The sequence below is a fragment of the Mangrovihabitans endophyticus genome (genome assembly GCF_014646155.1).
Lineage (GTDB): Bacteria > Actinomycetota > Actinomycetes > Mycobacteriales > Micromonosporaceae > Actinoplanes > Actinoplanes endophyticus.
In genome coordinates, this window is the sequence record NZ_BMMX01000082.1 from 1 (window position 1) to 9825 (window position 9825).

The following is a 9825-nucleotide window of genomic DNA, read 5'->3' on the forward strand; positions in this document are numbered from 1 at the left end:
CCGCGCCCCGCGCCCCGCGCCCCGCCACCCCGCCCCGCACCGCACCGCCCCGCACCGCCCCGCCCCCCGCGCTCCCGCGCCGCGCCCCTCGGCGACGGTCTTGGAGTTTGTAGGCCCAGATCGCCACGTTATATCCGATTTATCCGACCGCAATCTCCAAGATCGACGGGCGGGGCGGTGCGGGGCGGGGCCGGTGCGGGGCGGTGCGGTGCGGGGTGGGGACGGGCGGTGCGGCGACGGGCGGGGTGGGGACGGGCGGGGCAGGGGAGGGGGTTGGGAGGGGGAGGGGGAGGGGCTACTGCGGCGGGATGCCGTTGGCTGGTGGTGCCGGCGGCGCCTCGGTGTACTCGGTCACCGGTCCGTCGCCGTCGTCCGTGCGGTACGGCTTGCCGAAGTACGCCGCGGTGCTGCCCTCGACCTTGGTGAGCTGCTCGCCGCTGTAACCGGAGTGGTCGTCCGCGGAGTAGCGCAGCGGCACCAGGCCCGGACCGCTGAACCCGCCCTTCTCCACCGCGTCGATCAGCCCTTGCCGAGTCAGGTCCTGGCCGGCCGCCTGCAGCGCCTGCACGAAGAGGTAACCCACCGACATCCCGTACACGATGTTGTTGTCGAATTCGGCGTTGCCGTTGTACTGGGTGTTGACCTTCTTGAAGAGCTGAATCCACGGGTTCGCGTCGTCGTTGTTCAACGGCAGGTAGTTCGCCGCCACCACGCCTTCCAGCAGCGGTGCCGCGTCGCCGAGCTGCTCCGCCAGGGTGTCGTAGTCGGCGCCGACGTTGGAGACCACGAACGACGGCTTGAATCCGATCTTGGCTGCCGTGCCGATGCTGAGCGCGGTGAAGCCGGGCACCGTGGCGAGCACCACCACCTGGCAGCCGGCCTGCTTGAACGCACCCATCTGGGGCGCCACGTTGGGGTTGCTGGTGACGTAGGTCTGTTCGGCCGCCACCGAGCCGAGGACCGCCTTGACGCCGGCCAGGCTGTCCCGGCCGAAGTCGTCGTCCTGCCCGAGGAAGCAGACCTTCTGACCGGCGTGGTTGTCCTTGACGTACGTGGCAAGGATCTTGCCTTCGATGGTGTAGTCCGGGTTGAAGCCGAAGGTGCCCGGATATTTGTCCGGCTGGTTCCAGTTGCGGCTGCCCGAGGCGACGAACAGGTCCGGCACCTGGTTGGTCTTGAGGAAGTCCAGCACGCCGGTGTGGGTCGGGGTGCCGAGCCCGTTGAGGATCGCGAAGACGCGGTCCTGCAGCACCAGCTCGCGGACCACCTGCTGGGTGGTCGCCGGGTTGTAGGTGTCGTCCATGATCTTGTATGAGATCTTGCGGCCGTGTACGCCACCGGCGGCGTTCACATAGTCGAAGTACGCCTTGGTGGCGGGCGCGATCTTCGAATAGCCGGCCGCGGCCGGTCCGGTGAGGGGCATGTGCGTCCCGACGGTGACTTCGGTGTCGGTGACGCCGGGAGTGTTGGCGCTGCTACCGCCGCCGCTACTGCTGCCGCTGTCGGAACAGCCGGCGGCTGCGGCGAGGGCGAGGACGGCGAGGACGGCCGTCCGCCGCCCGGCGAGACGTGGCATGTCAGGTACCGCCTTTCGGGTGTCGGATAAGCCGGGCGACCTCCCGGACCGGGCGGGTGTGCCCGAGCCGGCGCAGGGCGCCCTGAATGCCGCCGGGGGCGGCGAGCATGACGACGATGAGGACCACGCCGAAGACGGCGAGCGCGAGGTTGCCCTCCAGGCGGGCCGAGCCGGCCCGCTCCCCGGCCGACTGCGCCAGCGCCGGCAGCGCCACCAGCAGCAGCGCGCCCCACGCGGCGCCGGCCAGACTGCCCAGCCCGCCGATCACCACGGCCATCAGCAGGAACAGGCTCAGGGTGAGCGGGAACGCGCCGGGGCTGACGCTCTGCGCGAGCAGCGCGAACAGGGCGCCGCCCAGGCCGGCGCAGGCGGCGCTGACCACGAACGCCAGCACCTGGGTGCGTGCCACGTCGATACCGGCGAGTCGGGCCGCGGTCTCGTCGTCGCGGACGGCGGCCATGTCGCGCCCGAACCGGCTGCCGGTCAGCCCGGTCAGCAGCAGCATGGTGAGCAGCGCCCCGGCCCACGCCAGCCAGGCCTGCCAGCGTTCCATCGGCACCGTGCCGGGCGGCGGGTTGAGCACCACCGGTAGACCCTGGTCGCTGTTGAACACCGAGTCGAACGTGCTGGTGACCGACGGCACCACGACCGCGACGGCGAGGGTGAGTCCGGCCAGGTACGGCCCGCGCAGCCGCGCCGCCGCCAACCCCACCACGGCGCCGGCGACGGTGGTGACCGCGACCGCCGCGAGCACGCTGACGGCCAGGGCCCAGCCCGGCGCGGCGAAGTCGTCACCGGCCAGCGCGTTCTGGGTGAGCGCCAGGGTGTACGCGCCGGTGGCCATGAGCGCGCCGTGGCCCAGCGAGAGCTGCCCGTTGCGTCCGATCAGGACGGTCAGTCCGGCGGTGACGCAGAGATAGGCGCCCACGGTGGCCAACTGATAGGTGCGAAACGGCGGCAGCACGTACGTCAGGAGGACGATCAGCAGCGCGGCAGCGACCGTGACGGCCAGCCGGAACCACACCCGAGGCCGACCCGGCGACGCCTGCGTCGTCGCGGGGGTGGCGGCCGCGCGTTCTCGCAGCATGCTCATGCCGACCTCGCCTTCATGCCGATCTCGCCGAAGCTCGGGCGAACAGGCCGCCGGGCCGGGCCAGCAGCACCACCACCAGCAAGGCCAGCACCGCCATCGGGGCCACCGTGGCGCCCAGGTAGCCGCTGACATAGGACAGCAACAGGCCCACCAGCAGGCCACCCGCCACCGCCCCGAGGGCGCTGTCCAACCCGCCGACCACCGCCGCGGTGAACGACGACACGAACACCACATCCATCGCGGTGGGGTGCAGGCCCAGCTCGGTCGGGATGACAAGCATCGCGGCCAGCGAGCCGACCGCGGCGGCCAGCGCCCATCCGAGCGTCAACATGCCGGCCACCGGCACGCCCAGCAGCCGCGAGACGTCCGGGGCGAACGCTGCCGCGCGCATCCGCAGCCCGGTGCCGGTGCGGGTGAACAGCAGCGCGAGCAGGAGCAGCACCACGCCCACCGCGGCGAACACGAACAGGTCGAAGCGTGACAGCAACGCGACGCCGCCGATCTGGAACGCTCCCCGACTGAACGGTGGCGCCGCCGGCCGGAACTCGTTGCCGTAGATCATGCCCAGCACCGCCTGGATGAGCAGCACCAGCCCGAGGGCGACCACGACGCCGTTGAGCGGTGTGGAGTGGTCGACGAACCGCATCACCACTCGTTCCACCGCCGCGCCGAGCAGCAGGCCACCGACGAGCGCCACGGCCAGCCCCACCCAGTAGGAGCCGGTGGCCGCGCTCACCGAATAGGCCGCGTACGCGCACGCCACGGCCATCGCGCCCTGCGCGAAGTTGACCACCCGCGCGGCACGCCAGGTGAGCACCAGGGCCAGGGCGAAGGCCGCGTAGACGGCGCCTCGGCTGAGCCCGTCGAAGGTCAGGAAGACGAAGCGGTCCATGTCAGAACCCCAGGTAGGCGTGTCGGAGGCGTTCGTCGGTGCGCAATCGGGCGGCGCTGTCCCGGACGGCGATGCGGCCCAGCGACATGACCACCGCGTCGTTGGCGACCGACAGGGCGCCGTGCACGTTCTGCTCCACCAGCAGCACGGTCATGCCGGAGCGGTCGCGCAGCGTGCGGAGCAACTCCATGGTCTGCGCGATCACCCGCGGCGCGAGGCCCAGCGAGGGTTCGTCCAGCAGCAACAGCCGGGGACTGGCGATCAGGGCGCGGCCCAGGGCCAGCATCTGCCGCTCCCCGCCGGAAAGCTGGTGGCCGGGACTTCGCCGGCGCCGGGCCAGCGGCTCGAACAGGTCGTAGATCTCGTCGAGCTGGGCGCGTTCGGCGCCGCGTCGGCCCCGCCACAGGCCACCCAACCGCAGGTTCTCCTCCACGGTCAGCTCGACGATGACGCCGCGGCCCTCCGGCACGTGCGCGATGCCCCGCCGGATCATCTGTTCCACCCGTACGGTGCACAGGTCACGCCCGTCGAACAGAATCTGCCCGCGAGACGGGCGGATCAGGCCGGAGACGGCGCGCAGCAACGTGGTCTTGCCCGCGCCGTTGGCGCCCAGCACCGCGACGATGCGGCCGGCCGGCACGGCGAGGTCCACCTCATGCAGCACCGGGGCGGCGCCGTAGCCGGCGGTCAGGTTTCGGATCTCCAGCAGCGGCGTGTCGAGGGTTTCGGTACCGGTGCCGGCGGGCTGCTCGGCCGGTGTGCCGGTCACTGCGGCTGTCCCGCGTCGGCGCCCAAATAGGCTTCGGCCACCGCGGGGTCGGCGCTGACCTCGGTGGGCGTGCCGATCGCGACCTGTTTGCCGAAGTCCAGCACCAGGATCCGGTCGCAGATCGACATGACCAGGTCCATGTGGTGCTCCACCACGAGCACCGAGCAATGCAGCCCGGAGATCAGGGTGGCGAGCTCGTCGATCTCCTGCGCGCCGAGGCCGCCCGCGGGTTCATCCAGCAACAGGATGCGGGGACGGGCCACCAGGGCGCGTGCCAGGCCCACACGTTTGCGGACCGCGTACGGCAAGCCGTCCGGCCGTGCCGCGGCGTACTCCGCGACGCCGCAGGTGCGCAGGGCACTCATCGCGGCGTCCCGCAGCCGATGCTCGTCGCGGTCGGTGCGAGGCATGCTGAACAGCGCGGACAGAACGCCGGTGCGGGCATCCCGTCCCGCGCCGGCCATCACGTTCTCCAGCACGGTGAGCCCGGAGAATTGGCCGATGCCCTGCAGGGTGCGGGCGATGCCGAGCCGGGTGAGTTGCTGCGGTCGTGGTCGCAACGGCTGCCCGTCCAGGGTCATGGTGCCGGTCTCCGGCCGCACGAAGCCACAGACCACATTGAACAGTGTGGTCTTTCCGGCGCCGTTCGGGCCGATGACTCCGACGACCGCGCCCGGGGGCACGTCGAGGCTGATGTCGTCGAGGGCGGTAAGCCCTCCAAAGTGGACGCTGATATGACGTAATGCCAGGCCTTCGGTCATGCATCACCTCGGGCGAGGGGCGGGGATCACTGACTAATTACACCTGGAGTGTAACTTTCTGAAGCCGCACGTCAATGGCTAGATTTCAACATTGTTACGCGGTTGCTTGCGGCTGGTCGTCCAGCTTTCGACTGATCTGGTCGATATGCGGATGCCGCAATCGCACCAAAATGGCGTGCGCTTCCCGCCATGCTGCGCGGGCGGCCGTGCGGTCGCCGCTGCCGTGGTGGCAGTCTCCGAGATGCTCCAGCACCTCGGCCTGGCCGGAAAGGTCCCCGGACTGCCGGCACAGGACGAGCGACGAGCCCAGACACTCCCGTCCCTCCCCGCACTCGCCGAGCCGGCACAGTGTCACACCGAGGGTGTCCAGGGCGGCCGCCTGGCCTCGCGTGTACCCCAAGCTCCGGTGCAGGGCAAGTGCTTCCCGGGAGCGGTCGGCGGCTGCCCCGTACTCGCGCAACTCGGCGTGGCACCACGCCATGCCGTCCAAGGCGGTGGCTCGATCGGGCTCGCTGCCGACGGCGGTGGCGAGCCGATAGGCGGTACGGCTCTCCTTGAGCGCATCCTGGACCTGCCCTCGGTTGAGGCTGAGGTCGCCGAGGTCGCTGTGCACGCGCATCTGGCCGTCGAGGTCGTCGTCGGTGCGATAACCATGCAGGGCCGCGCGAAGGTGCTGCTCCGCAGCCTCAAGCCGGCCCAACTGCGTCAGCGCCCGGCCCAGGCTGCGCTCGGCACGTGCGGTGCCGTGCACGTCGCCGGCCGACCGCGCGGTCGCCGCGGCACTTTCGGCAGCTAGACGCCAGTCCTCCCAGTGTCCCTGCCAATCCAGGAAGTCGGCCATCGTTGCCAGGATCTTCCACGCGTCCGCGGGGTGGCCCAGTCCGGCGGCTCGTCGGATGAGGCGCAGCAACACATCGCGTTCGGCGGTGAACCACGCGATGGCCGCGGGCTCGTCCGCCACGACGGCCGGGCGGACACCCTCCGCGGGTGGTTCGAGCTGCAGGGCCTGCCGATGCGCCCGCAGATGTGAGGCGCAGTGATCAGCAGAATGCAGGTAGTAGTCGAGCATGCGCCGTACGGCTTCCCGCCGTTGCTCGGCTGCCGTATCGCCACGGTTCTGGTCGAGAATCGTGGCGGCGTAACCGGAAACCAGATTGTGCAGCGCGAATCGGTTGCCCTGCGCCTCCTCCACCAGCCGCACATCACCGAGCTGGTCGAGTGTCCGGTCGGCGAGCCGGGTGTCGATGCCGACGAGTGCCGACACCCCGCGGCTCTCGAGTTCCGGGCCGGGATGCAGGCTCAGCATGCGGAACACCCGCTGGGCCTGGGCAGGCAGTTGGCGGTACGACCATTCCAGGACGGCGTTGATGGTCGGGGTGGAATCGCCGGTGTCCAGTGCGCCGAGGTCCTTCGCCAACTCGTCGGCGATCTCGTGCAGGGGCCTGCGGGCTCGCGTCGCCGCGTACGCGCCCACGAGCGCGAGGGCCAACGGCCACCGGCCGCACAACCGCACCAGCCGCTGGACGGCTTCGGTGTCGCTCGCCCGCCCGGAAAGATGACGGACAAGGATCTCGGCCGCTTCGGCCGTGCCGGGCATGGCGAGGGGGATGAAGGTAGCGCCATGGCGCACGCCCAGCCCCGGAAGCCTGCGGCGACTCGTGACGATCACCAGCGACCGTGAGCTCGCCGGTATCAGTGTGCCGGTCTGCTCGGCATCCGCCGCGTTGTCGAGCACGATGAGCAGGCGTTGCCCGGACGCGGCGGTGCGCCACTGGTTGACGCGGCCTGGCAGGTCGGGAGAGATCTCGCGCGGGTCCACGCCCAGCCCGGCGAGCAGTCTCCCGAGCGCGGCCTCCCGGCTGAGCGGTGTTTCCGAGGGGTCGAAGCCCTGCAGGTCGAGGAAGAGTTGTCCGTCCGGGTACTTCTCGGCCACCAGATGCGCCCAGTGCGTAGCCAGCGCGGTCTTGCCGACGCCCGGCTGGCCGTCGATGACGAACAGGCGGCAGCCCAATGTCGCTGGGCTGGCGGCCACCGCACCGAACGTGGTTGTTTCCGCCTGCCGACCGACGAAGATGGTCAGCGGCGGCGGAAGCTCGTGCGGGATCGTCCGCACCGCCGAAATGTGGGGCGTCGGCTGCTCGGACGGCTGCGCCGGGGCCGCCTCGGACGGCTGCACCGCGGGTGGCTTCGGCGCGGGTGGCTTCGGCGCGGGGCGACTGCCCGCGCTCAGCCGTGCGGAGACGTCCAACTCGCGAGCGAGGATGAGCCGGTTGAGCTCGACCATGCCCGGTGTCGGCGGCACGTCAAGGTGGCGCCGGAGGTGCTCCGTCCACTTCTGGAAGACCTCCTGCGCCTGGCCGGGCTCGCCCAGCGCGTACAGGCCCATCAGATACAACTCCGCGGCGTCCTCCCGGTCGGGATGGTCCGCGTGCAGCCCGGCCAGCCCGGCCACCAGATCCTCGCTGACGCCGCGCGCCAGCTCGATGCGGTTCAGCCGCATCACTGCCCGGAGCCGGCCGCGTTGCAACTCGCCACGCCACGTCTCGATCCAGCCATCGCCGAGTCCGGCCAGCGGTTGGCCGGACCAGCGGCCTATCGCTTCCCGCAGTAACGTGGCCGCGCCACCGGGATCCCGGCCTGCCATTGCCTCCGCCCGGTCGACTTCGGCGCGGAACCGGAACGCGTCTATCGCCTCGCGCCTGATGCCGAGGCGATAGCTATGGTTCTCTTCCTGCAGCAGATGACCGCCCGGCGCCAGAGCGGCGCGAATGCTCGTCGCGTACTTCTGACGCAGGTGCGCATCCGCGGTGTGGCCCCAGACCCGGCGGTCCAGATCTTCGACGGGCACCTGCTCCGGTGCGTCGTGCAGCAGGGCCGCGAGCATCCGGGTCGGCATGCCGTTCGGCTTCAACGGCAGTCTCCGGCCGTCGCGATATATCTTGACCGGGCCGAGGATCCGGACATCCAGCGCGGCCGGTTGCTCTTCTTCCTGCATCGCCGACACCCCTTCGTGATCACTTCTGTGGAGCGCGTTTGCCGCCCCGTGCCCCGGCATTCGGCGTTTTCCAGCGACATTTCCATTGGTTTGGGAAGCGGCCTTTCCAGCGCGCTGAAGAGGCTGGAAACATGAAAAATGTCTGCGACGCGCATCGTGCCCTTGCCCGTTTATGGCGGGAGGCATTCGGTGGATCATTGAAGGCTGTTCGCCACACACAATTTTATCAACGGGCCTGCAAACCCGAGGCGGACGCGAAGTGTGCGCCGCCGAATTGGGGCGCTCCGCCCGGTTCGAGACGTCCGCTTTCGCGTCGAGTCGGAGAATTGATCGCCCTGGTGGCGCTCGCCTCGACCTTCGCGCTGGCACCCGGCGCGCCGGCGGCCGCGTACGGTCCCGGTGCCGATTCCTCGCCCGGCGTTGTCGCCCACCGGTCCGGCTTCGCCTCGTGGGACCTGATCATCGACCGTCCAACCACCCAACACCTGGCGGCGTTCGCCCGGAAATGGGACAAGTCAATCGGGCCGGCCGGGCAACTTGCCGCCGGGCTTGCCTGCTCACGGTGGCGCCATCCGGCCGTGATCGCCCTCTGCGTCGCGGTCATCACCCTGGCGGACACCTACCCTGCCGACCGGCTGCAACAAGCCGACCAGAAGCGCGGCTGCCTGCGGATCTCCCTCGGGTTGCGGCTGCCCGCGGTCGCGCCCTACGACGACGGCCGCTATTGCGGAGGCAGCCGCACCTGATCGGGGCGTGCCGGCGGCGCCCGGCGTGCCACGCCGCGATTGCGGACGCGCGTGTCGGTGTGGCGGGCCGTTGGCCCGGAGGGTCCCGTTCGGCGTGGACAGGACCCTCTCCGTGTCCACCGAGCGTCAGGCGACGTCGATCGGGCGGAACTGCACGCTGACTCGCGGGCCGACCGGCTTCGCGGTCTTCGGGATGGCGTGCTCCCAGGTGCGCTGGCAGGACCCGCCCATCACGATGAGGTCCCCGTGGCCCTGCGGAAAGCGCAGCGTCTCGCCGCCGCGTCGGGGACGCAGCATCAGAGTGCGCGGCGAACCGAACGACACGATCGCCACCATGGTGTCCTCGCGGGCCGAACGCCCGAGTGTGTCGCCGTGCCACGCGACGCTGTCCCGGCCGTCGCGGTAGAGGCACATCCCCGCGGTCACGAACTCCTCACCCAGCTCCGCGCGATAATGCCGGTTCAGCTCGTCCCGGGCGGCGGCCAGCGCCGGATGCGGCAGGGCCTCGCCCCGCCCGTACCATCGCAGCAGCCGGGGCACGGCGACCACGTCGTCATACATCCGGCGGCGCTCGGCCCGCCAGTCGACCGTGTCGAGCAGCGTCTCGAACACGGCGTCGGAGCCGTGCACCCACCCCGGAAGGACATCCACCCAGGCGCCGCCGCTCAACCGGTGCCGGGTCGGCGCGCCGCTCAGCGCAGGGACAGAGGCGACCGGCCCTGCTGCCATGTCCAGCATCGACGGTTGGTAGCTGCTAGTCACGCCGCCACCCTACGCCAGAGTCGTACGTGTGTGCCAATGCTGGCCTGATGTGCCACAGAAGTCTTCTTGACGCCCGGCGTCGTGCACGCCGCCCGGCCCTCGCCGTCCGGTGTACAGGCGGCTCCCCGCCCCCGCGCCCGTCGTCCCCGCGCCCGTCGTCCCCGCGCCGCGCTGGCACCCCGCCCCTCCCGGCGCCCCCGCTCGCTGCCCGCCCCGCGCGCCCCCGCGCCG

The 9825-nt window shown here is 70.9% G+C and carries 8 protein-coding genes; 1 reads left to right on the forward strand and 7 read right to left on the reverse strand.

Annotated features, from left to right (window positions below; genetic code table 11):
- Positions 1 to 295: 295 nt before the first annotated feature.
- From IEY73_RS32065 to IEY73_RS32090, 6 genes are all read right to left on the reverse strand, one after another.
- Entirely contained in the window at positions 296 to 1576 is a 1281-nt protein-coding gene (locus IEY73_RS32065) for an ABC transporter substrate-binding protein (RefSeq protein ID WP_189083110.1), read from the reverse strand.
- Between the two features lies 1 nt (position 1577).
- Positions 1578 to 2663, reverse strand: a complete 1086-nt coding sequence (locus IEY73_RS32070) for a branched-chain amino acid ABC transporter permease (protein WP_373292920.1) — start codon at positions 2661 to 2663, stop codon at positions 1578 to 1580.
- 19 nt (positions 2664 to 2682) lie between these two features.
- A complete protein-coding gene (locus IEY73_RS32075) occupies positions 2683 to 3561 on the reverse strand; it encodes a branched-chain amino acid ABC transporter permease (protein WP_189083112.1) in 879 nt (292 codons plus the stop codon).
- Position 3562: 1 nt separating this feature from the next.
- A complete protein-coding gene (locus IEY73_RS32080) occupies positions 3563 to 4330 on the reverse strand; it encodes an ABC transporter ATP-binding protein (RefSeq protein ID WP_189083113.1) in 768 nt (255 codons plus the stop codon).
- Complete coding sequence (locus IEY73_RS32085) at positions 4327 to 5091, reverse strand: ABC transporter ATP-binding protein (RefSeq protein WP_189083114.1); 765 nt, start codon at positions 5089 to 5091, stop codon at positions 4327 to 4329. The genes IEY73_RS32080 and IEY73_RS32085 overlap by 4 nt, the downstream gene beginning before the upstream one ends.
- Before the next feature lie 94 nt (positions 5092 to 5185).
- Positions 5186 to 8086: an AfsR/SARP family transcriptional regulator gene (locus IEY73_RS32090; RefSeq protein ID WP_189083115.1), complete on the reverse strand. Its 2901-nt coding sequence runs from the start codon at positions 8084 to 8086 to the stop codon at positions 5186 to 5188.
- Between the two features lie 326 nt (positions 8087 to 8412).
- Here IEY73_RS32090 and IEY73_RS32095 point away from each other — a divergent pair, with 326 nt between their 5' ends.
- A complete protein-coding gene (locus IEY73_RS32095) occupies positions 8413 to 8832 on the forward strand; it encodes a hypothetical protein (RefSeq protein WP_189083116.1) in 420 nt (139 codons plus the stop codon).
- A 126-nt stretch (positions 8833 to 8958) separates the two neighbouring features.
- Here IEY73_RS32095 and IEY73_RS32100 read toward each other — a convergent pair whose 3' ends face one another.
- The gene (locus IEY73_RS32100; protein ID WP_189083117.1) at positions 8959 to 9594 is read right to left on the reverse strand and encodes an alpha-ketoglutarate-dependent dioxygenase AlkB; all 636 of its coding nucleotides are present in this window, start codon (positions 9592 to 9594) and stop codon (positions 8959 to 8961) included.
- Positions 9595 to 9825 lie beyond the last annotated feature (231 nt).